This is a genomic window from Massilia pseudoviolaceinigra (genome assembly GCF_030846505.1).
Taxonomy (GTDB): domain Bacteria; phylum Pseudomonadota; class Gammaproteobacteria; order Burkholderiales; family Burkholderiaceae_D; genus Telluria_A; species Telluria_A violaceinigra.
The window spans coordinates 89751-109958 of sequence record NZ_JAVCWL010000024.1 but is presented as its reverse complement, the minus strand read 5'-3'; the positions used below and the strand labels follow the sequence as shown (position 1 = coordinate 109958).

Sequence of the window (20208 nt, the reverse complement as noted above, 5' to 3'; positions counted from 1 at the left end):
CATGACCCAATCGAAATCTGAAGGTACGCAAAACAAACAATCGGGCAGCCCGGAAACCGAAGCGGACGTTAATTCGGCGGCCGGCAAGAAGGATGACAAAAGCAGCCACGATGCCAAAAGCAATGTAAAAGCGGGGAGCGATGAAGGTGCGGGTGGCGGGGCGAAGCAGAAGCAAAACCACTAAGCTCACAACTGTCGTTTCCACCACTGGCGGAAACGATCCATCCGTCACTGGTGGAAGCGACTTTCCGCCAGTGGTTGATATGACAGTGCTAACTTACCCACGCTTTTGCGGCGTGTTTTTCGCGAGCGTCTTGCGCAGCAGCGCCGCCAGTTCAATCGGCACGAATTTGGCAATATAAGCATCGGCCCCCACGCCATTGACGTGGTTTTCATTCGCCGCGCCAGAGAGCGAGGAATGAATGATCACCGGGATCGTCGAGAACCGGCTGTCCTGCTTGATATTACGCGTGAGCGTAAATCCATCCATCTCCGGCATTTCCAGGTCGCTCAGCACCAGCGCCACCTTGTCACGCGCCGTCTTGCCCTCTTTTTTCGCCGCGATATCGATCGCCTCGAGCTTGTCCCAAGCCTGCTTGCCGGAATTGGTCATCACGTATTGCGCACCCATCGCCTGCAGCGCGTTTTCGATCAGCGCGCGCGCAATCACGGAGTCGTCCGCGGCAAGAATGACCTGGCCCTCGGGCAGGTTGAGCGGCGCCCCAATCGAATCGACGTCCACATCCGGTTCATCATTGCTGTGCAACTGGCGCAAAATCGATTCCACGTCGAGTACCTGGGCCAGGCGCGTATTGGGCACGTCGCCATCGACCTTGGCAATGCTGGTCACCAGCGCGCCGCTGGCCGTCTTATCGCCCGGCAGCACCGAGGTCCACTCCAGGCGCACGATTTCTTCCACCGCTTCGACCGCGAACGCTTGCGTCGTGCGGGCGAATTCGGTGATCAACAGCAGCTTGAGGCCCGCCGCCGGGATGCATCCCACCACCGCAGGAAGATTAATAACAGGAATAATCTGCTCGCGCAGATTTACAACACCCAACATGTGCGGATGAGAATCAGCGATCGGCGTGACATGCGGCATCGCGACGATTTCGCGAATCTTGAACACGTTGATCGCATACAGTTCCGAGTGGTTGCCGTCGGCATCGCCGCCCAGGCGGAACAAGAGCAATTCCAGTTTGTTGAGACTGGTGAGATTGCTTCTTTCGTCGATATCCTGTTGAACGTTATTCATCGTTTCCTTTTCCCTGCGCCCGGCCCCAACGGCGGCCGGCAGCAACTGTGTTAGCGCGTCGGGCGACGCGAACCTGGCGTTCTGATGCATCGGCGGGCTTGGGCCGACAGGCGGATCTGGGATCCCGGGGGATGGGGGATCAGGTAAGAGGTAAACCAGCCGGAGGCGGGGAAATCCCCAGTCCAGTCCAATCGATTATACGTGTAAATATTCCTGCGGCATCATCGTGATTCGCCTGCCCCCCCGGGTTTGTTGCGCCGTTCGTACGTTTAATGCCACAGAGCATTAAATTTCTTTCGATGCTACAATTTGTTGCATGAGCCCTGACCCGCTCGTCCCGGCCCTGGCGGCCCGCCCGATACTGTCCATCGGGCGGCCCCGCCTGCCTTGCTATTCGATGCCCATTCCCCGCATCCTTCCCTTGTTACCAGTGACAACGAGCGCATCGGATGGAATTGCGTTCACGATGTGGCCCGGCGCTCAGGGCAAAAAGGCATGCTTATGAACACCTGCAACGAATCCGACCGCCTGCTGGCCCTGCGCAAGCTCAACTTGCTCGACACTGCGCCCAGCGAAGCGTTCGACCGCATCACGCGCATGGCCGCGCGCGTCTTCGGCTTGCCGATTGCGGCCGTGTCCCTGACCGACAGCGACCGCCAATGGTTCAAGTCGCGCGTGGGCGTCGGCCACACCGCGATTCCCCGCGTCAAAGCGCCCTGCGCCACCGTGACCGATAGCGGCGCCATGCTGGTAATTAACGACTTGCATGAGGATGCGTTTTTCCGCGACAGCCATCTGGCCCACAGCGGCGTGCGCTTTTACGCCGGCGCGCCGCTGATCACCAGCGACGGCTACAAGCTCGGCGCGATGTGCGTGCTGGGGCTGGAACCGCGCGCCGTCAGCAGCACCGAACGCGATGCGCTGACCGACCTGGCGGCCATGGTCATGGCCCAGATCGAGCTGCAGCACACCCTGGGCCGGGTCGACCCGCTCAGCGGCATGCCGAACCGCAAACAATTCATCGAAGACTATGCCGACCTGCAAATGGACCGCCCGCACGGCGAGCGGCGCGTGGCGGTGCTGGTCAACATGGCCAATCAGGAACAGCTCAACAACGCCGCGCGCGTGATGGGCGCCTCCTACTTCGACGACCTGATGGACGAGGCGATCCGCTCCTACCGCGCGGTCATCGGCGAAGAGCACAAGGTGTACCAGCTGGCCGCGACCCAGTTCATCACCATCGCCCCGCCCGGCATCGACGATGGCGCCGAGGACGGCACTTACCGGGCGCGCCTGGCGCACTGGCTCGACAGCCGCGGCGAGTGGTGCACCTCGCGCTTCGTGACCACCCCCGCGATCGGCATGGCGCCCTTCCTGCTCGGCCGCACCGATTGCCTGGACGTGCTGCGCATCGCCCAGAACGCCATGCAGGACGCGCACCAGACCGGCCAGCTGATCGGCACCTATTCCTCCGAGCAGGACGCCGCCTACCGCCGCCGCTTCACCCTGCTCAACGCTTTCGATGCGGCGCTCCACGATACGCACCAGCTGCGCCTGGTCTACCAGCCCCGCATCGACCTCGGCACGGGGCGCTGCGTCGGCGCCGAAGCCTTGCTGCGCTGGCGCCATCCGGAGCTGGGGGACGTGCCGCCGGGCGAGTTCATGCCGGTGGTCGAGCAAACCTCGATGGTGCGCGCCGCCACCAACTGGGTGATCCGCGAAGCCGTGCGCCAGCTGGCCGCCTGGCATGGCGCCGGCCTGCAACTGCAGATGTCGGTCAACGTATCGGCCGCCAACCTGCTGGAAAAGGATTTCGTCAGCAACCTCGCCGCGCTGCTGAACCAGCACCGCATGGCGCCGGGCTGGCTGGAGCTGGAAGTAACGGAAAGCGCGATCATGGAAAACCAGGGCACGGCGCTGGCCACGCTGGCGGCGCTCGATGAAGCCGGCGTGCGCCTGGCGATCGACGACTTCGGCACCGGCTACAGCAGCCTGTCCTACCTGCAGAGCATGCCGGCGCACGTGGTCAAGATCGACCAGTCTTTCGTGCGCAACATGGCTGGCGGCGAGCGCAACCGCACACTGGTGAACACCATGATTTCACTCTCGCACGAGCTGGGTTTTCGCGTGGTGGCCGAAGGCATCGAAACCGATGACGTCCGGCAGTTGCTGCGCGATCAGGGCTGCGACGAGGGACAAGGCTACCTGTTCGCCAGGCCGCTGGCGCCGGAAGTCCTGTTGGCCTGGTGCGCACGCGAGCAAGCCGGGCAGGCCGCCCCGCGCGCGCCCTGGAAACCTATTTGCCCGCAGATGCCTTCGCCGGCGCGTCATACTGCAACCTGACCACCCGTCCGCTGCGGTCCTCGACCAGGAAAATCTCGCCGTCGCGCCCCTGCTTGACGTCGACCGGCGCTCCGGCCGACTGGTTCGGCTTGGCGGTCCAGTCGCTGATCAGTTCGATTTTCTTGCCCAGCGGCGCGCCTTGCGCATCGGGCAGGAAAGCCACCAGGCGGTGGCCGTGCTCGCGGTAGCCGTGAAATCCCATGATCAGGCTATTTTTGTATTGCGGCGGGAACATGTCGCCCGTGTAGAACGTCATGCCCAGCGGCGCGGAATGGGCGGGCAGCAGGCGCGCCGGAGCCCGGTAGCTGGCGCACTTGGCGGCCGGATACTCCGGACTGGCCACATTGTTATCGTAGCAGTAGGGCCAGCCGTAGTTGCCCTTCGCTTCGATCAGGTTCAGCTCATCGTGCGGCAGATCGTTGTCGTTCTTCAATCCCTTCATCGCCGCCTGGATCGCATCGCGCGAGTTTTCGCCCTGCCACACCGCATGCGTGACCGGGTGCACCGCCAGCGCCATCGAATTGCGCAAGCCCGTGGCGTGCACTTCCCAGCTCTTGACGGTGCCGGCCGGCCATTGCATCTGGTACTTGCGCAGCACGCCCAGGGCATTCGGCCCGCTGGCCTCGGCGCACGGTTTGGCCGGGTCCGGCGCCTTGCCGCCCTTGCCTTCGCAATGGTCGCTGCCCGAGCCGACGTTGACGATCAGGTCGCCCTTGGCGTCGAAGCGCAGGGCCGTCAGCGGATGACGGCCGATACCGGGCAGCGCCGCCACGCCGGACTTGCCGCCGATAATGTCCTTGGTGGTGCCGTCCGGATCGCGCGGGTCGAAGCGGAACACGCGCTTGATGGCGCCCACGTACACCAGCCCGTCCGGCCCCAGCACAATGCCGTTCGGACGGTCGATTTTCTTCATCAGCAATGTTTTCTGATACCCGGCCGCGCTCGGCCGCAGCGTCCAGATGCTGCCCTGATTGGGCTGCCAGCCGCCCAGGTCGACCACCAGCACGTCGCCATTGTCCAGCGGCTGCACGCCGCGCGCAAACTTGAAGCCGCCGGCGATGATGCCCGCGCAAAAGCCCGGCGGCGTCGTTACAGCCAGGCGCGGTGCGCCGCCGCATTTATCGGCCGCGGCGGCGCCACCGGACATCAGGGAAAGAGCGGCGGCCAGCGCCGGGCGAAGAAGATTGCGGGAGTCGAAAGGCGTCATGCGGCATCCAATGAAGAAGGTGCGGGAATTATAGAGTATTGAATGCACGCAGCATTTCCAGCGGCAATGTCTGAGCGATCACTCTATTATTGATTGGTCAATTTTGATGTGCGTCAATTTTTTTGCGTTCACTGTATGCGATTCTGCATGCCTCCGGACGATGCTGCGTCGCAACAAATGGCAGATGCCAATGTCGTCCGGAACTTGCCTGTCCGGATACACCGGACACCGATGCACCTTTTTGGACGATCCCCACATGAACAACAATTTACGCGCCTATCTGCTCGGCGGCGGTATCGGCTCGCTGTCGGCAGCCGCTTTTATGATCCGCGACGGCAATGTCCACGGTGAAAACATCCGCATTTATGAAGCCGCTCCCCTGCTCGGCGGCAGCCTGGACGGCGCGGGAACGCCCGATCACGGCTATTCGCTGCGCGGCGGACGCATGCTCACGTTCGATAACTACGAGTGCACCTGGGATCTGTTCAAGTCGATTCCCTCGCTCGCGGACGAAAACAAGAGCGTGTTCGATGAAACCGTCGACTTCAACGAGCTGCACAAGTCCCACTCGCAAGCGCGCCTGGTCGACAAGCGCCGCGCCAAGGTGCCGGTGACGTCGATGGGCTTTTCGATGCACGACCGCGCGCAGTTGCTCAAGCTGAGCCTGGCCGACGAAGAGACGCTGGGCGCCGACACCATCGGCGACTGGCTCGATCCTTCTTTTTTCGAGACCGAGTTCTGGTATATGTGGGCCACCACGTTCGCTTTCCAGCCTTGGCACAGCGCGGTTGAATTCAAGCGCTACCTGCACCGCTTCATGCTGGAGTTTTCGCGCATCGAGACGCTCGCCGGCGTACGCCGCACGGTCTACAACCAGTACGATTCGCTGGTGCGCCCGCTCCAGGAGTGGCTGCAGCAGCAAGGCGTGCAGTTCATCCTCGACTGCAAGGTGACCGACATCGGCCACGCCAGCGTCGATGGCAAGTTCGTCGTCACGGGTTTCGACTGCATCCGAAGCGGCAACAGCGAGCATGTGGACGTGGCTGCGGGCGACCTGGTGTTCTTCCAGAACGGTTCGATGACCGACGCGTCGAGCCTGGGCAGCATGACCAGCGCTCCGGAAAAACTCGACAAGACCGACAGCCATGGCTGGACCTTGTGGGAAAAGCTGGCGGCCGCGCAGCCGGGTTTCGGCAATCCGGCCGCGTTCAACAGCAGCATTGCGGAATCGTACTGGGAATCGTTCACCGTGACCCAGCAGGATTCGGCCTTCTTCGACAAGATGCAGCAATTTAGCGGCAATGAAGCCGGCACCGGCGGGCTGGTCACGTTCAAGGATTCGAACTGGTTCATGTCGATCGTGCTGGCGCACCAGCCGCACTTTGCCAACCAGCCGGCCGGCGTGAAGGTATTCTGGGGTTATGCGCTGTCACCGGACCGGATCGGCAATTTTGTCGCCAAGCCGATGTCGGACTGCACCGGCGAAGAAATCCTGCGCGAGCTGTGCGGCCATTTGCGCTTCGATCTCGATGCGGTGGAAACGGCCAATTGCATCCCTTGCCGCATGCCGTACATCACCAGCATGTTCATGCCGCGTTTGCACAGCGACCGTCCGCTGCCGGTGCCGAAGGAATCGAAAAACCTGGCGTTCATCAGCCAGTTTGTCGAGATTGCCGATGATGTGGTGTTCACGGTGGAGTATTCGGTGCGGGCCGCGCAGATGGCGGTGTATGAACTGCTCGATATCAAACGTGAAGTGCCGCCGATCAAACAGCACGATCACGCACTGAGCACGCAGTTTGAAGCCTTGTTCAAGGCCCTGAAGTAGACAAGGCTGCAGGCGTCGCGGCGGGAGCACGCCGCACGGAGTCGATTTGAATTACCAGCGGGTGAAAATAACCGCGCACGATCATCCGCTCGCCCTGGCGCAGGGCGGGCTGCACCTCGTCGACGCATAATGTCCGTATCCGTCGATTCGAAGCGTAACAAGGTCGCCGCCCGGTATCGGCAACTGTTGCATTTTCTGCCTGTGCATTCATGCGTCGCGCCGACTCTGAATTCCCGCTCCACCAGCGGCGGCGACATCAACAGCGCAACAATCCAGAGCGCGCTGGTCATCCATCCGTAAAATATCAGGCCGGTGATGCCGAGCATTGCCAGGTAGGTGACCCACGAAAAGCGCGTTCCACGCGGCAGGCTGGCGTGCGTGCCCGTCTCGATATCGCGTCGCGCCGTGCGCATCATTGGCAGCGCGAGCAGTACAAGGCCCATGCCGGCCGCTGCAAGACCAAGCCATATGGATGGCTGCGTAAAGTAAATGCTCCAGGAACAATACACTGCTATCGGGCCCCAAAACAGCACGATGATGAGCGCGATGGCGAGCACATTGCGAGTCAGGCTCACCGGGGCGGGGCGAGATGATTTGTAGCGCATGGGATGGACAAGCAAGATGAGCGAACACCATTCTACCCCGCGGCGGGGAGATGCTTTTCCATTTCCACGCAGTCCAGCGCAATGCCGCACGGGTGCGCATACACCGCATTGCGCAGCACGACAAATCCCGCCGCCCGATAAAACGCCACCGCATTGAGCGAGGCCGATAAATACAAGCGCGTGCAGCTGCGCTGCAGCGCCATCCGCTCCAGGGCGGCCAGCATCGTCTTCCCGATACCGCGCCCACCCGCCGCCGGATCGGCAAACACCGCATCGACTTCGCCGGCAATCAGGTCGACAATCGCATAGCCCAACATGGTGCCCTGCTCTTGCGCAATGACGGCACCGCCGCTGGCAACCAGCCCGGGATACGATCGCGGCACCGGGGCCGCCGACCATGTCTCGACCACCCCGGCCGGATAATGACCGGCGCAACCGATGCGCACCGCGCGTGTGCGCAGAGCCCACATGGCATCGATATCGGCCAGCGTGGCCGCCCGTAATGTCAGCATGGACCGCTCCTCAATCGACGATAAACAGCTTGGCGCCACTGCGTGTGCAGGAGCGATGCGCTTCGGCGTTATCGGCCACCTGGTAACTGATGCCTGGCGCGAGGATGAATTTGCGGCCGTCGGCCAGCTCGCTTTCGAGTTCACCCTCAAGGCATAACAGAATATGTCCTTTGCTGCACCAGTGATCGGCCAGGTAACCGGGGCTGTATTCCACCACGCGCACGCGGATGGCGCCGAACTGGCGCGTTTGCCAGTACGCCATGCCGGTTTCGCCGGGGTGCTCGGTGCGTTCCACGCTGGCCCAGTCGGTAATACCAAAGGGAATATCGGAGATGTTCATGCGCATGCCTTGTTCAATGCCGTCACTGGAACCGGACGCAGTATTGAGCATCCGTAACGGCATAACATAGCATGCAGGAAGACATTGCGCCCGGCCCGCCGTCGGTCGGCGGCCCTGGAAAATGAGGATGGCAGCGCGGGCGGTGATGTGCTGTCCGCGCCGCCAGGGTAACGGTTAAGCGTTATTCCAGGCCGTGTCGTGCATCTGCTCGAAACCGATCTTGCCGGCGCGGTAGCAGGTACCGGCGCAGTCTTCCAGGCCAGCGCGGTCGAGGATGGCGACGGTGCCGCGGCGATACTGGATCAGGCCGTCCGCTTGCAGCTTGCGCGCGGTCATGGTGATGGTTTCGCGGCGCACACCGAGCATGGTTGCCATGGTGTCTTGCGTGACCTTGATTTCGTCCGACAGCGAACGGTCCAGGCGGTCGAGCAGCCAGCGGCACAGCTTTTGTTCGATGGTGCAGTGGCGGCCACCGACGACGTTCTGGGCCAGCTGGGCGAACATGGCGAAGGTGTAGCGCATCAGCAGCTGGGCCATGGCGCCGCCGGAGGCGACCAGCTCGCGCAGCACGCTGCTCTTGAGGCGGTAAGCGTAGCCGGCGGTCTGCACCACGGCGCTGCAGGTAGCGCGCTCGGCTTCGTACATCGCCACGCCCAGCACGCCTTCGCGGCCGACCACGCCGATTTCGGTGGTGGCGCCGTCTTCCATGACATACATCAGCGAGACAATGGCGTTGGTCGGGAAGTAAGCGTAGTCGAACTTGCTGCCGAAGTCGTACAGATGCTTACCTGCCGGCATGGGAACCAGTTCGAGGTGCGGGAACAGGGCTTCCAGGTCCGTGCGGGACAAGGCACGCAGCAGTTCGTTCTGCTGGGCGCCAGCAACGCTGATCATCGGCTTCGCGGAGGCCGGCTTGGTGGCGGCGGTACCCAGGGCGATGGAGCGGATGGCGTTGGTGGCGTTGCTGTTCGAATCGATATTTTGCGTGCGGTACATGGTATGCCTCTGTGTTGTTAGGTTCAACTCATCAATGGCTCTACTGTAAAGCTCGCTAGAAAAACCAGCCATCGGACCAGTGGATGACACGCTGTAGGCATGAACAATGACTCTTTGTCATCTATATCCTACGTGGATGATGTGTCTCCCTCCCCACGGACATGGGCGGGAATGCGTCCGGGCCCCGTTTCCAGCACCCTGCGGTACTCCAGCATGCGCGTCCCGAGCGCGATCAGATCGAGCTTGCTCTTGCGCAGGCGCGGGAACATTTTTTCCTCTTCCTCGCGTGCATGGCGCGTCACCTGGTCCCACAGTACTTTGATGGTGGCATCGAACAATTCGTTCTCCGGCTCCATCTGACGTATGCGCCCGATCAGCTCACGCGCGCTGGCATGCTCGACGATGGCCTCGGCAACCAGGTCGGCATCCTTGAGCGTGGTCCGCACTGCGGGGTAAAGAATCTCCTGCTCCAGCAGGGCGTGAATGGTCAGGGCGTCGCAGATATCCTCGGAGATGCGTTTCTTGCTGTCTTTCGAGCGGACGCTCAGACCGCGGAACTGCTCGAACAGGGCAGTGACCTCCTCGTGTTCAATGATTAATATGTCAATCGCATCGTCTTGCATGCCTTCGATGTCCATGTTCGCTCCGAAACTATTAGTATAGATACAAAAGCATACCAAAAGTATACGACTGCGCCGAGTGGAATCCGCCAGCTGTGCATTCAGCGTAGTGCAATCGACAATACCGCGTGATAGACTCGCCGCGTCTTGCCGCGCGACATGGCTGCGGCAGCCAGCCAACGAAAGCCCCGACTTGATGAAGCCCACCTGCGCCCTGACCTTGCTGGCCCTGACGCTCGCCTGCGGTAGCGCCTGCGCCCAGGGTGCGCCTGTTTATCTTCCGCCGACAGCGGCCAGCACGCCGCTGACGGTCACGCCGGACCGCGCCGACTGGACCTATCCCCTGGGCGCGCCTGCCAGTGTGCGCGTGAAGCTCGCGCTCGATCCCTACCCGGCGGCCGGCGTGACGATCCGCTACCGCCTCGGTCCCGACATGCTCGAAGGAGCGCAGCGCACGGCCGTGGTGCCGGCCGACGGCCTGGTGCTGCCGGTACCGGCGCCGTCCACGCCCGCCTTCATGCGCATCATCGCCAGCGCCGACGTGGGTAGCCAGAGCCTGACCACGCTGGCCACGCTCGGCTTCGCGCCGGACAAGATCGTGCCTACCCAGGTCAATCCGGCCGATTTCGACGCCTTCTGGACCCGCCAGAAAGCGGCACTGGCGCAGGTGCCGCCCGATTACCGCCTCACCCCCGCGCCGGAACTGTCGAATGACAAGATCGAGGTGTCCTACCTCAGTTTCCGCAATGTCGGCGGCGGCACGCTGACCAGCCGTTTCTATGGCGTGCTGGCGGTGCCGCGCGGCGCCGGCCCCTTCCCTGCCGTGCTGGAACTGCCGGGCGCGGGCATCGAAGCGCGCACCGGAGCACGTGCCCTGGCCGAAAAAGGTGCCATTTCGCTGCAGGTGGGCATCCACGGCATTCCATTGAACCTGGCGCCGGAGGTCTACGAGTCGCTGGCGGGGGGCGCGCTGTTCGGCTACAGCCGGATCAACCTCGACGAGCGCGAAAACTATTATTTCCGGCGCGTGAATCTGGGCGTGCTGCGCGCGGCCGATTACCTGGCGACGCATCCCAAGTGGAACAGGCAGCAGTTGCTGGCCATGGGCGGCAGCCAGGGGGGCATGCTGAGCATCATGGCGGCGGCACTGGAGCCGCGCGTGACTGCCATCGTGGCCAACAATCCCGGCTTTAGCGACGTCACCGGCTATCTGAGCGGTCGCGCGGGCGGCTGGCCGGCCCTGTTCAAACCCGGCCCGGATGGCGCTCCCACGGACGCACCGGTCGCGGCCAAGGCGGCGACGAGCGCGTATTACGACACGGTGAACTTCGCGCGGCGCCTGCGCGTGCCGGGATTTTACTTTTGGGGTTACAACGATGTCCTTACCCCGCCCACCTCGACCTTCGCGGCCTACAACGTGATCACGGCCCCGAAACAGCTGACCGTGGCGCCGGCGCAAGGCCATGCCATGTCACCCGAGCAGCTGGACATGGTCCAGCAGTGGGTGCTGCGGCAACTGGGGCTGGCTAAATAGCGGCGAGCCGCGCGCATGCCTGTATCAGGCGCTGTGCCCCCGTGCCGTGCACGACTGTGAAAGGCACGCCGCGCCGGGTCAGCTCGTCCACATACCAGGCATGCTGGCGCTGGCGAAAGCCATCGTCCCGGCGCGTGCCATCCTGGACGAACGCAAAGTCGGGTGCGCACAGCAGCGTCACGTCATACGGCTGCGCGGCCAATTCGTGCAGGGCGGGATCGGTACGGCCGAACATCGCATCGCTGTAGAACAGGGTGGTCAGCGGGCTGGTATCGCACACCAGCCAGCGCGTGGCGTGCCGCAGCAGCGCCCGTTCGCGCGCGAGCTGGGCATGTCCGATCACCAGCATGTCGTCGAACACCAGCGCGCCATCCTTCTCGAGCCACAGTTCACGGCCGAACTCCGGTGCCCAGACGCTGTCCAACTGCTGTGCCAACGCTGCCGCCAGGGTGGTTTTGCCGCTCGACTCGCCACCGAGCAGGCACACCTTGCGCACGAAGCTGGCATACACCAGCGGATGGAGGAATGCGCGCATGGCGTGCGGATCGGCGCGGATGGCCGTGCCGGACACGGGCACCAGCGCACGCGCGCGGTCCACGGACACGTGCTGTACTGGCGCACCCGGCCCGCGCCGGGCATCGAAATAGCCGCTCAGTGCGCGCGCGAAGCCGTCGCCGTAGTCTTCGCTGGTAAAGACGGCATCGACCGTCACGCCCAGCACATCCATGCAGAGCCAGCCGCAAAAGTCGCGCTGGACCGCATCGGGCGCATCGTTGTGCGGCACCTGCACAACCGTGGTGCCGCCTTGGAGGCTGGCCAGGCTGGCGTCGTCGAGCACCAGCACGCGAACCTGCGGGTACAGCGCGCGCAGCCATGCCTCGCGCAGCGCCCTGCCGCAGCCGGCGAACTCCGGCTTGGTGTAGCTGATGACGATGACGTCATCGCAGGCGGCCAGCGCGCTATCGATCACCAGCATGTGGCCACGGTGCAGCGGACAGAACTTGCCCACCACGAGGCCGCGGCGCCGCTGTTTGGCAGGTGCGTTCATGCGCCCTGGCGCGCCAGCCGGCGCCACCACAGCCACGACACGATCGCGTTGAGCCAGTAGCAGGCGTACAGGAACGCGGTCAGGTACAGGCCGCGGCTGGCATACAGCGGCACGGCGACCGTGTTCACGAGAATCCAGAATGCCCAGTTTTCGACTTTGCGCTGCATCAGCAGCAACTGGGCCACGACGCTGAACACCAGCACGGCCGAATCGATAAACGGCGCGTACGCATCGGTATAGTGATGCAGCAGCGTGCCATACGCGGCGGCGGCCACCACGCCGGCCGGAACGATCCAGGCCAGCGCGCCAATCTTCGCGTGGCTGATCGGCAGCGCGCTGCCGTCATCACCACGGCGCCACTGCACCCATCCCACCACGCTCGAGACGATAAAAAAGCCTTGCAGCGCCACGTCGGCATACAGTTTCGACTGGTAGAACAGCACGCCGAACAGAGCGCAGCCGATGATGCCGGTCCACCAGGTGTGGACGCTGTTACGCCCGGCCAGCAGGATGGCTGCGGTAGCCCCCACGTTGGCCGCGATTTCAAGGTTGCCGATCACGCCGCGCTCTCGTCAGGCATGCTTGCTGTTCGCTTCATGAAAGCGGTCGAACAGGCGGCAGGCCATGTCGTCGATCTCGGCACGCATGCTGATCTTGTCAAGCCAGCCTGCCGGAATCGCGTCCACGCCGTACCAGGCGCCGGCGATCTGGCCGACGATGGCGGCCGTGGTATCGGCGTCGTCGCCCAGGTTGGTCGCGCGCAGCACGGCCGCTTCATAACTGTCGGTATGGAAGAAGCACCACAGCGCCGCTTCCAGCGAATCGACCGCGTAGCCGGTGCCCCGGATGTCGCTGTCGGCCTTGTCGAGAAACGCGCCGCTTGCAAACGCCGCCAGTTTCGGTTCGGTCGGCGTAAAGCCGGCGTTGGCCAGCAGCGCGCTTTTCGGCTGGCCGTCGAGCGCCGCGCTCAATATGCCCGCAAACAGCTGGCAGGCCTGCACCGCTTCCGGCGCGCCATGCGTGGTACGCGAGCTGTCGGCCGCATGCTGGAACACGCGCGCGCGGTCCGGATAGGCGAACAGCACCGCCGGCACGAGCCGCATCAGCGAGCCGTTGCCGGCGCTGCGCGGGTTGGTGGAGCCGCTGTATGGGTCGCCGGTGACGGCATAGCGCGACAGGGCATCCTGCACTGTCATGCCGATGTCGAAACAGGTGCCGGTCGAACTCAGGTAGCCCCACTGCCACCAATTGCGGTAGCGGTTGATCTGGTCGGCCGCATCGAAGGCGTCCTTGGTCAGAAAACTCTCGGCCAGGCACAGCGCCATCGAGGTGTCGTCGGTCCACTGGCCAGGTTTGAGCCTGAACGGACCGCCCCCGGTCATGTCGGTCACCGGGGCGAACGAGCCGCGCGCGGAAAACTCCACGGTGGTGCCGACGGCATCGCCGCAGGCCAGCCCCAGCAAGCTGCCGCGATAACGGTCGCGTGTGCTGATCATGATGGCTCCTCGCTCAGCGACAGGAACGAGTCGAGAATGTGGAAGTGGTCCTCGAAGAACTGGTCTTCCATGCCGGCCAGCTCCACGATGGGGATCCAGGCGGCGTGCGAGGCGTCGTCCGACGCTTCCACCGGCGGCAGGTTCTCGGTTTGCAGATCAAAAAAGTGAGCGTGGGTGATGGTGCGCCCGCGCTGGCTGCGGTCGGGATGGTCGAATACCTTGACATCGACCAGCATGCCTTCGAGCGTGGCGCCGAGCAGCGCCAGCTTGGTTTCTTCGGCCAGCTCGCGAATGGCCGCGTGCAGCAGGCGTTCGCGCTGTTCGACGAAGCCGCCCGGAACAGCCCACTGCCCTTTTCCGGGATAGCCGCCGCGCCGGATCAGCAGCACATTGCCGCCGCTGACCACCACGGCGTCGGCAGTGGTGAAAATCGGCGGGTACGGCGCGCTTTTCCATGCCGTTTTATAGGCCACGATGCGGCGGTGCTCTTCCACCAGAGCGGCATAGTGCGGCAGCAGCGCCCAGGCTTTCAGGTACTGGCGCACCGCGCTCGGCACCATGTCGTCTAACACGCTGAGCGAAATGTCGAGGTCTTCCGCTTCAAAGAACACGCGCCGCACGCAGGTGGCGTCGATGGCCCGTTCGGATTCGACGACGATGTTTTCCCATTTCGGAAAATGATTCAGGTAGTAGCTCGACGCATCCTTGAAGTGGCCCACCAGCGCCACGTGCGCCGCGTCCGGCGCGCTTTGCGCGACCGCCTTGCGCACCGCAGCAGACCACAGGGAATCGTCATAGTAGTCGCGCACGGCGACAAAACTGACGCGCGCCCGGTCTTCCGTGCTCAGGGTAGCGCCGATCATCGCGGCGCGCTCCTCCCAGGTGAACGGATTTTTCGCATTACGCGCCTGGAACGAGGAGCCGAGTACCAGCACCACGTGCGGTGCGCTCACCAGCGCGCGCTGCAGCAGCACCACGTGCCCGCGATGGAATGGCTGGAAACGGCCGATCAGAACGGCGACGTCGGTGGAAGTTTGGTTCATTTGTGCGTTCATGGTCATCAATAGTGAGCGGCAATCGGCAATTGACGGCCGCTGCCAAAGGCGCGCGAACGCACCCGGATAATCGGAGGCGCCTGGCGCCGTTTGTATTCATTGCGCGCAACCATGCCGTGGATGCGCTTGACCAGCGCCGCGCCACTCGCATCGGCCAGCAGGCCGGCGACGAACTGCCCGGCGAGCGCCGCTTCGGCGGCCGGCAGGCGGCGCCCTTCGATGTGCCATTTGAGGATCTCGTCGAGCACCTCGTACTCGGGCAGGCTGTCGGTATCCTGCTGGCCCGGCGCCAGTTCGGCCGATGGCGGCTTGGTCAGCACCGCGTCGGGAATGAGCTCGCGCCCGGCGCGCTGGTTCACGTGGCGCGACAAGGCGTAGACTTCGGTCTTATACAGGTCGCCGATCAGGCCAAGGCCGCCGTTGGTATCGCCATATAAAGTGCAGTAGCCGACCGAGATTTCGCTCTTGTTGCCGGTGGTGAGCAGCAAGGTGCCGGACGCATTCGAGTACGCCATCAGGATCGTGCCGCGCACGCGCGCCTGCAGGTTTTCCAGCGGCAGGCCTTGCAGCGGGCGGTCGAACGCGCCCTCGAAACCGATGCCGTACTGCTTGACCAGGTCCAGGATCGGATGCGTGTAGAGCGTGATGCCCAGGTTGCGGCACAGCGCGACCGAATCGCTGACCGAGCCTTCGCTCGAAAACGCCGATGGCATGGTCACCGCGATCACATTCTCCGGTCCCAGTGCGTCCACCGCCAGCGCCAGCGTGAGGGCCGAATCGATACCGCCCGAGGAACCGACGACGACCTTGGAAAAGCCGCAGCGGCGCGCATAATCCTGCAGGCCGAGCACGATCTGGCGGCGCGCGAATTCGGCCACCGGCAGGCCGTCGGCGCCGGGTGCTGGCAGCGCGAAGCCATCGGCTGCGCTGAAGCGGCCTTGCGTAAAGCCGATGACCTGAAAATCCTCGCTGAAGCGTTGCGCCTCGAAGGCAATGCCCTGCGAGGGCGACACGGCAAACGAGGCGCCGTCGTACACCAGCTGGTCCTGCCCGCCGACCTGGTTCACGTACAGGATCGGCAGTTCGTTATGGACCGACGCGGTGCGAAACAGCTTGTGGCGCAGTTCGCGCTTGCCGATATCGGACGGGCTGGCGTTGATGCTCACCACCAGATCGGGCCGGGCCTCGCGCAACGCGGTGAACGGATTGACTTTATAGTCGCGCCCTTCGTGGTTCCAGCCATCCTCGCAAATCAGAAAACCGATGCGATGATCGCCGACCTGAAGCACGCAGGCGCCTTCCGGCCCCGGCTCGAAGTGGCGGCGGTCGTCGAACACGCCGTAGGTCGGCAAGAGCTGCTTGTAGTATTCGGCGACGATGACGCCATCGCGGATCGCCAGCAAGGCGTTGAACAAGGGCTTGCCGGGACCGTCGTTGGCACGCACGGCGCCGACGACCGAGACCAGAGCGGGCAAGCCGCGCGAAGCCTCCAGCACGCGCTGCAGGCCAGCCTGCATGCGGTCCAGGAAAGCCGTTTCTTCCAGCAGGTCGCCCGGATAATAGCCGCACAGGGCCAGCTCGGTGAACACGGCCAGGTCGGCGCCCTGCGCGGCGGCGCGCTGCATGGCGGCGATGATGGCGCTGCTGTTGCCGTCGATATCACCGACGGTCGGATTCAATTGGGCGATGGCGATTTTCAGCATCGGATTCTTTCTGTTCTCAGGCAGCGGGGTGATTGAACACCTGGCGCAGATACGCCAGGAAGGTCTCGTCCTTGCACAGTGTTTTACCTTTCGAGTCGGACAGCTTGGCGACCGGCTGGCCATTGCAGGACATGAGCTTCATCACGATATTGAGCGGAGTGATGCCCACGTCATTCGACAGGTTGGTGCCGATGCCGAAACCGGTCATGGTGCGGTCGGCAAAATGGCGGTACAGCGAAAACGCGGTCGGCAGATCGAGGCCGTCGGAAAACACCAGGCGGCGCGTATGGGCGTCGAGACGCAGTTTGGCGTAGTGCGCCAGCGCCTTTTCGCCCCACTCCACCGGGTCGCCCGAATCGTGGCGCAGGCCGTCGAAGAGCTTGGCGAAATACAGGTCGAAGTCGCTCAGGAAGGCATCCATGCCCACCACGTCGGTCAGCGCGGTACCGAGGTCGCCCCGGTATTCCTGCACCCAGTCTTCCAGCGCGGCCTTCTGAAAGTCGCGCAGGCGCACGCCGAAGGACTGGAAGCTTTGCAGGTATTCATGCGCCATGGTCCCGATCGGCACGAGTTTGTACTTCATGGCGAAGTACACATTCGAGGTGCCCTTGAAGTACGCCGGCACTTCGCGCGCCAGGGTGGCGACGACTTCCTCGTGCCAGGCGCCGGAAAAGCGGCGGCGCACGCCGAAGTCGAAAAACTCGAACGGATGGCGCCTGGCCGGCTCGCTGGCCAGCTCGCGCAGCAGGGCGATCTTGGCCTGCAGGCGCTTGCGGCCCTCGGCCAGCGCGGCCTCCTGGTCGAAACGGCGGAAATACAGCTCGTTGACGATGTACAGGACGTAGATTTCAAAGCCCATCACGTGCACTTGCGGGCCGGTGGCGCGGATCTGCAGCTCGTCGCCATCGGTTTCCACGCTCAGGAAGTGGCGCTGGAAGCGGAACACGGTCAGGAAATCGGCAAAGTCGCTCTTGATGAAGCGCAGGCCGCGCAGGTACGCGATTTCCTCGGGCTTGAACGAGAGCGAACACAGATGATCGAGTTCGCGTTCCACGTCGGCCTTCAGTTCGGAGAGCGGATAGGCGCTCTGGTTGCGGCAGGTGAAAGCATATTCGGCCTGGGCGGCCGGGTGGCGGTGCAACAGCGCCTGCCACATCGTGAATTTATACAGGTCGGTTTCGAGCAGGCTATGGACAATCGGGGCAATCGGCGTCATATGGTTCGCGTAAGAACGCGTCGGAGAAAGGAAAGGGAAAAGACCGGATCAGCGCCGCGCGTTGGCAAGCAGCTCGGGCACGATATCAGCGGCCCGCGCAATCTGCAGGCCGCGCGAGCGCATGTCGCGCACGAAGTCGTCGTACTGGGCGTCGAAGCCAGTCACGGGACTCATGCAATCGGTCAGCAGCACCAGCTGCGCCAACTGGCGCGGGTCCCAGTTGGCGACGATATGCTCGGTGGTGGCGCGCACGCAGTGGCTGCCCGCTTCACCGGTGATATACACCTGGTCGGACCCGCGCAAGAGACTCAGGAAGGCTTGATTGACCTGGGTGCTGTCGTCATCGGCGTCCGGCACCTCGGCCTGCACCGCCGAATAGTGCTCGGTCCAGGGATTGCTGCCCTTGCTGATCTTGCCCACCATGCCCAGCGCGCTGTCTTCCCACGCGTTGTAGGCGGCACGCACGTCGGCGTGCACGTTGTGGCCCCACGAGCCCATCTCGCAGTGCACCGGCCAGGCCATCAGGGTGTAGCGGCCCGCCGCCTCCAGCGCATCCAGGTAAGCCAGCACGCGCGGCAGCGCACTCGCCTTGCGCGGCAGGTACTTGCCCTGCCTGACGTCGGCCGCCGTGATCTGGGTGAACGGGTTGATCGCGCCCTGCTGCGCATCCATCCAGAAGGAACTGTGCGCCACGTCGAAGCGGTGATGCGAGTCGAGCGTGATAGTGATGGCGGCCAGGCCATCCCGTCCGCTGCGAATCAGGTCGGCCACGCGCAGCATGTCGGCGTGCGCGCCGCTGACCGGCAGCGCCGGCGCCAGCGCGGCGTTGGCGCCCACGGGCGGCGGCAGATAATCGGCCGGCAAATCGCAGAAATCGTTTTGCGGATCGATCACGAGCAGATGGAGGTTGCGTTTCATTGCCTTGTCCTTGTGAGTACAGTACGACAAGCATAAGCTACTTAATTTACTTTTGCAACTAACTATGCAATAATTTGTTCATCCGATGGTTGGCCTGATCTATATGAAGGAAAAACAATGTCCGGGAAGTTAATTATGAGCAATTTTCAGCACAGCGCGACGGCGGCCGGCGCATGAGCGCGGTGATCTGCACTGTCGATATCGTGCTGCTCACCCTGGTCGGCGAAGAGTTGGCCGCCGTGCTGCTGCGGCGCGAGCACGCCCCCTTCCAGGGCGCGCTGGCCATACCGGGCGGCTATGTGCATCCGGAAGACGATTTGAGCGCCCACGATGCGGCCATGCGCGTCATCAAGGACAAGACCGGCATCGTCGCGCCCTATCTGGAGCAACTGGCTACCTTCTCGGGGGCCGAGCGCGATCCGCGCGGCTGGTCGTTGTCGGTCGCTCACTACGCGCTGGTACCGCACGAGCTGCTGGCCGCGCGCAATGACGCCGCCGTGCATGTCGTACCCCTGTCGCAGCTTGGAACGTTGCCATTTGACCACAACGAAATTATCGCCACGGCGCTGGAACGCTTGCGCAACAAAAGCCAGTATTCGTCCCTGCCCTGCTTTCTGGCCGGCGACACGTTCACCCTGCCGCAACTGCAGCGCATCTATGAACTGCTGCTCGGCGAGCCCCTGAACAAGGTGAGCTTTCGCCGCAAGATGAGTGAAATGGACATGCTCGACCCGGTCGACGGCCAGTTCGAAGCGGCCGGCGCCCATCGTCCGGCCCAACTGTACCGCCTGAAAGCGGCGGTGAGAAAAACCCTCACCCTGCTTGAACGTGGCCTGTAGTGGGGTTTCATGCAACAGCAATAGCATATTATCTTGCTATCTTTGCATTGCTGTCACGTATAATTATGAGACATGACTAAACGTAAAAATATAAAAGAACAATCATTTCATTTGATGAGCGACTCCAACCGTACCGTTGCAATCAGTAAATTCCTGTCCCTGATTCTCCGCCACAGCCCTGGCACCATCGGGCTCACGCTCGACCAGAACGGCTGGGCAGATATCGACGAACTGATTACGCGCGCCGCCAAGCATGGCAAGCGCATCACCCCCGAACTGCTGCTGGAAGTCGTTGCCGACAACGATAAAAAGCGCTTCGCCATCAGCGACGACGGCAAGCGTATCCGCGCCAACCAGGGGCACTCGGTGGCCGGCGTCGACCTCGCACTGGTGGCGGTGACCCCGCCGCCATTGCTGTACCACGGCACCGCTTCGCGCTTTACCGCGTCGATCCGCGACCAGGGCCTCATTCCCGCCTCGCGCCACCATGTGCACCTGTCGGCCGACACCGCCACCGCGCTGTCCGTCGGCCAGCGCCACGGCGTGCCGGTGGTACTGACGGTCCAGGCGCTCGCCCTGCATGAACAGGGCCAGGAATTTTATCTGTCCGCTAACGGTGTGTGGCTGACCGGCCCGGTGAACAAGCGCTTTATCACCTTCCCTTGATTTTTCTCTGCGGCAATTGATCGCAGC

General features: G+C 63.3%; 20 protein-coding genes. 6 read left to right on the top strand and 14 right to left on the bottom strand.

Annotated elements, in window-relative coordinates:
• Position 1 precedes the first annotated feature (1 nt).
• Positions 2 to 184: a hypothetical protein gene (locus RBA40_RS22540; protein ID WP_306650117.1), complete on the top strand. Its 183-nt coding sequence runs from the start codon at positions 2 to 4 to the stop codon at positions 182 to 184.
• A 93-nt stretch (positions 185 to 277) separates the two neighbouring features.
• On the opposite strand, the gene RBA40_RS22535 is transcribed toward RBA40_RS22540, so the two are convergent.
• Positions 278 to 1255, bottom strand: coding sequence for a chemotaxis protein (locus RBA40_RS22535; protein WP_306650116.1), 978 nt, complete (start codon positions 1253 to 1255; stop codon positions 278 to 280).
• 501 nt (positions 1256 to 1756) lie between these two features.
• Here RBA40_RS22535 and RBA40_RS22530 point away from each other — a divergent pair.
• On the top strand, positions 1757 to 3598 hold the full coding sequence (locus RBA40_RS22530) for a putative bifunctional diguanylate cyclase/phosphodiesterase (protein WP_306650114.1): 1842 nt from the start codon (positions 1757 to 1759) through the stop codon (positions 3596 to 3598).
• Here RBA40_RS22530 and RBA40_RS22525 read toward each other — a convergent pair.
• Positions 3552 to 4805 (bottom strand): PQQ-dependent sugar dehydrogenase, encoded by a 1254-nt coding sequence (locus RBA40_RS22525; RefSeq protein ID WP_306650113.1) that lies wholly within the window; start codon positions 4803 to 4805, stop codon positions 3552 to 3554. The genes RBA40_RS22530 and RBA40_RS22525 overlap by 47 nt on opposite strands.
• A gap of 256 nt (positions 4806 to 5061) precedes the next feature.
• On the opposite strand from RBA40_RS22525, the gene RBA40_RS22520 reads away from it, so the two are divergent.
• Complete coding sequence (locus tag RBA40_RS22520) at positions 5062 to 6633, top strand: oleate hydratase (protein WP_306650111.1); 1572 nt, start codon at positions 5062 to 5064, stop codon at positions 6631 to 6633.
• Here RBA40_RS22520 and RBA40_RS22515 read toward each other — a convergent pair.
• From RBA40_RS22515 to RBA40_RS22495, 5 genes are all read right to left on the bottom strand, one after another.
• Positions 6585 to 7238, bottom strand: coding sequence for a hypothetical protein (locus tag RBA40_RS22515; protein WP_306650109.1), 654 nt, complete (start codon positions 7236 to 7238; stop codon positions 6585 to 6587). The genes RBA40_RS22520 and RBA40_RS22515 overlap by 49 nt on opposite strands.
• Positions 7239 to 7270: 32 nt before the next feature.
• Positions 7271 to 7750 carry a GNAT family N-acetyltransferase gene (locus tag RBA40_RS22510; RefSeq protein ID WP_306650108.1) on the bottom strand — a complete coding sequence of 160 codons (480 nt, stop codon included), beginning with the start codon at positions 7748 to 7750 and terminating at the stop codon, positions 7271 to 7273.
• A gap of 10 nt (positions 7751 to 7760) precedes the next feature.
• Positions 7761 to 8090, bottom strand: coding sequence for a DHCW motif cupin fold protein (locus RBA40_RS22505; protein WP_306650106.1), 330 nt, complete (start codon positions 8088 to 8090; stop codon positions 7761 to 7763).
• Positions 8091 to 8264: 174 nt separating this feature from the next.
• Positions 8265 to 9086, bottom strand: a complete 822-nt coding sequence (locus tag RBA40_RS22500) for a Crp/Fnr family transcriptional regulator (protein ID WP_374710535.1) — start codon at positions 9084 to 9086, stop codon at positions 8265 to 8267.
• 128 nt (positions 9087 to 9214) lie between these two features.
• A complete protein-coding gene (locus tag RBA40_RS22495) occupies positions 9215 to 9724 on the bottom strand; it encodes a hemerythrin domain-containing protein (RefSeq protein WP_306650104.1) in 510 nt (169 codons plus the stop codon).
• Positions 9725 to 9902: 178 nt separating this feature from the next.
• Between RBA40_RS22495 and RBA40_RS22490 the strand changes: the two genes are divergently transcribed.
• Positions 9903 to 11240 carry an acetylxylan esterase gene (locus RBA40_RS22490; protein WP_306650138.1) on the top strand — a complete coding sequence of 446 codons (1338 nt, stop codon included), beginning with the start codon at positions 9903 to 9905 and terminating at the stop codon, positions 11238 to 11240.
• On the opposite strand, the gene RBA40_RS22485 is transcribed toward RBA40_RS22490, so the two are convergent.
• Genes RBA40_RS22485 through RBA40_RS22455 form a run of 7 tightly spaced genes read right to left on the bottom strand, consistent with a single transcriptional unit; the run spans position 11233 to position 18676 of the window.
• Complete coding sequence (locus RBA40_RS22485; RefSeq protein WP_306650102.1) at positions 11233 to 12288, bottom strand: AAA family ATPase; 1056 nt, start codon at positions 12286 to 12288, stop codon at positions 11233 to 11235. The two genes, RBA40_RS22490 and RBA40_RS22485, sit on opposite strands and share 8 nt — an antisense overlap.
• Complete coding sequence (gene pnuC / locus RBA40_RS22480; protein ID WP_306650101.1) at positions 12285 to 12848, bottom strand: nicotinamide riboside transporter PnuC; 564 nt, start codon at positions 12846 to 12848, stop codon at positions 12285 to 12287. The genes RBA40_RS22485 and pnuC overlap by 4 nt, the downstream gene beginning before the upstream one ends.
• 12 nt (positions 12849 to 12860) lie before the next feature.
• Positions 12861 to 13784 (bottom strand): ADP-ribosylglycohydrolase family protein, encoded by a 924-nt coding sequence (locus RBA40_RS22475; RefSeq protein ID WP_306650099.1) that lies wholly within the window; start codon positions 13782 to 13784, stop codon positions 12861 to 12863.
• Positions 13781 to 14827, bottom strand: coding sequence for a bifunctional nicotinamide-nucleotide adenylyltransferase/Nudix hydroxylase (locus tag RBA40_RS22470; protein ID WP_306650098.1), 1047 nt, complete (start codon positions 14825 to 14827; stop codon positions 13781 to 13783). Before RBA40_RS22470 ends, RBA40_RS22475 begins: the two co-directional genes overlap by 4 nt.
• A 17-nt stretch (positions 14828 to 14844) precedes the next feature.
• On the bottom strand, positions 14845 to 16542 hold the full coding sequence (locus RBA40_RS22465) for an NAD+ synthase (RefSeq protein WP_306650096.1): 1698 nt from the start codon (positions 16540 to 16542) through the stop codon (positions 14845 to 14847).
• Between the two features lie 16 nt (positions 16543 to 16558).
• Positions 16559 to 17749, bottom strand: coding sequence for a nicotinate phosphoribosyltransferase (gene pncB, locus RBA40_RS22460; protein WP_306650137.1), 1191 nt, complete (start codon positions 17747 to 17749; stop codon positions 16559 to 16561).
• Between the two features lie 57 nt (positions 17750 to 17806).
• Positions 17807 to 18676, bottom strand: coding sequence for a cysteine hydrolase family protein (locus tag RBA40_RS22455; protein WP_306650094.1), 870 nt, complete (start codon positions 18674 to 18676; stop codon positions 17807 to 17809).
• A gap of 173 nt (positions 18677 to 18849) precedes the next feature.
• Here RBA40_RS22455 and RBA40_RS22450 point away from each other — a divergent pair, with 173 nt between their 5' ends.
• Together RBA40_RS22450 and RBA40_RS22445 are read left to right on the top strand one after the other, a co-directional pair.
• A complete protein-coding gene (locus tag RBA40_RS22450) occupies positions 18850 to 19515 on the top strand; it encodes an NUDIX hydrolase (RefSeq protein WP_306650092.1) in 666 nt (221 codons plus the stop codon).
• Positions 19516 to 19629: 114 nt separating this feature from the next.
• Entirely contained in the window at positions 19630 to 20181 is a 552-nt protein-coding gene (locus RBA40_RS22445) for an RNA 2'-phosphotransferase (protein WP_306650091.1), read from the top strand.
• Positions 20182 to 20208 lie beyond the last annotated feature (27 nt).